Raw genomic sequence first — 1,603 nt, 5'->3', positions numbered from 1 at the left:
ACCTCATCAGCAAGCAGAATACCGGTTCGGGCGTATGGGCGGACACCGCTTATCGCTCGAAGAAGAACGAGGCGTTCCTCGAGCGGGGCATGTTCAAGAGCCACATCCACCAGAAGCGCACGCCGCGTCGGCCGCTGCCCAAACACATCGCCAGAGCCAATGCCAAGCGCTCCGCTGTGCGCTCGGCGGTCGAGCACGTGTTCGCATGTCAGAAGCACCGCATGGGGCTGTTCATCCGCACCATCGGCATCGCCAGAGCCCGGATCAAGATCGGCATGGCCAACCTTGCCTATAACTTCCAGCGCCTCGCCTGGCTCGAGGGGCAAGGTGCGCCTGCATAGCGCGAAAACGGACTGCTGAGCGGCACTCAGGCCCCGAAAACCGCGGAAACCAGGCCGAAAAGGCCAGCCTTCACGCACAAAAGACCGCGATCAGACCATCCGCGCCCTCATCAGGCCGAAAACAGCAGGTTCTTCGAGGTGTCCATGTTATGGCTGCCCTTTGATAGCTGAAGATACCAAAGCCAGATCCCCACTCTAAATTTATCCAGCCAATCCAAAAAGTTGATTACCTCCTGAGGACTTAGCGCTTCGCAAGATTCGAGCTTAAGAAATGCGATCTTGGCATCCGCTTCTAGATTTGCATGTTCGTCGTTACATGCTGCGCAGACCTTCATGCCGATTTTTGACATGTCGACGGTCACGCTCTTCATAGGCGTCAAAATTGTGGTCTGACGCTTTGCGAGATCGGCGTGTTCCGCGAGCCAAGTGGGCAAAATGGACACCTCGAAAAACCCTCGCCTTTGATGCGCTGATCTGATTCACTCTGCGCTGCGATGAGCGGAGGCGATGATGGTTGGTCAGCCGGGTTTCTTTGATTTGTCGGATCGGTATGCGGCGTTGAGCGCGGCGGGCGATCCGCTGGAGCGGTTGGCGGGGGTGGTGGATTTTGAAGTGTTCCGCGGGCCGCTGATCGTGGCGCTGAGGCGGAGCGATCGTGGCAAAGGCGGCCGGCCGCCGTTCGATCCGGTGATGATGTTCAAGATCCTGGTGCTGCAGGCGCTCTACTCGCTCTCGGACGAGGCGGCAGAGTTCCAGATCAAGGACCGGCTCTCGTTCCAGCGGTTCCTGGGGTTAGGGCTCGATGGCAAGGTGCCTGATGCCACCACGGTGTGGCTGTTTCGTGAGCAGCTTGTGAAGGCCAAGGCGATCGACAAGCTCTTTGCGCGCTTCGATGCCGTGCTGACCGATCGCGGCTATCTGGCGATGGGCGGGCAGATCATCGATGCGACCGTGGTGCCGGCGCCCAGGCAGCGCAATAGCGATGAGGAAAAGGCCGCGATAAAGGAGGGCAAGATCCCGGAGCGCTGGAAGGAGAAGCCCGCCAGGATCCGCCAGAAGGACCGCGATGCGCGCTGGACGGTCAAATACTCCAAGGCGAAGGTGAAGGAGGGTGCTGATCCTGCGGCGTTCAAGCCGGTCGATCTTGCCATCCCGATGTTCGGCTACAAGAACCACATCGGCATCGACCGGGCGCATGGGCTGATCAGGACCTGGGATGCCAGCGCGGCCAACGCCCATGACGGGGCGCGGCTGCCAGACCT

The 1,603-nt window shown here is 60.1% G+C and carries 3 protein-coding genes; 2 read left to right on the top strand and 1 reads right to left on the bottom strand.

What is annotated here, in order from left to right; all coding sequences use genetic code 11:
• The coding region (locus BZF61_RS15470; protein WP_143736936.1) for a transposase at positions 1 to 341 on the top strand (341 nt) is incomplete at its 5' end.
• Between the two features lie 110 nt (positions 342 to 451).
• Here the strand turns inward: BZF61_RS15470 and BZF61_RS15465 are convergent.
• Positions 452 to 712, bottom strand: a complete 261-nt coding sequence (locus BZF61_RS15465; RefSeq protein ID WP_143737129.1) for a hypothetical protein — start codon at positions 710 to 712, stop codon at positions 452 to 454.
• A gap of 139 nt (positions 713 to 851) precedes the next feature.
• Here BZF61_RS15465 and BZF61_RS15460 point away from each other — a divergent pair.
• Positions 852 to 1,603: IS5 family transposase (locus BZF61_RS15460; protein WP_086616887.1), on the top strand; the 752-nt coding region annotated here is incomplete at its 3' end.

Origin of the sequence: Erythrobacter tepidarius (assembly GCF_002155695.1) — a bacterium.
Lineage (GTDB): Bacteria > Pseudomonadota > Alphaproteobacteria > Sphingomonadales > Sphingomonadaceae > Erythrobacter > Erythrobacter tepidarius.
Note: the sequence above shows the minus strand (reverse complement) of the source record. Positions and strands in the feature narration are given on the sequence as shown.